The organism is Monashia sp. HAY1-2A (assembly GCF_056755315.1).
The window spans coordinates 1-236 of sequence record NZ_JBNDHY010000787.1 but is presented as its reverse complement, the minus strand read 5'-3'; the positions used below and the strand labels follow the sequence as shown (position 1 = coordinate 236).

1 protein-coding gene is annotated in these 236 nt (G+C 39.0%); it reads left to right on the top strand.

The window, feature by feature from the left end; genetic code table 11:
• Nucleotides 1-236, top strand: a 236-nt coding sequence (locus ACPYOM_RS23915) for a hypothetical protein (protein WP_481347894.1), incomplete at both ends; no start/stop codon positions are given.

Below are 236 nucleotides of genomic sequence, written 5' to 3'. Positions count from 1 at the left end.
CTCAGAATCTTTTCAATGAAGGCAGCGAGTACGGAAACTGGGAGATTGATAAGAAACTGTCCGTCCTTACAGAATACGGTCGCGGAGACATTATTGTTATTGCGATTGAACATGGAAGCGAGGACAGAATCAAAGAATATATTTTTGATAATGACCATGTTGCCAACGGTTCCGAAGGAAAAAAATACATACGTTTTATTACCGATACGCTGAAACCTTTTGTTGATGAACATTAC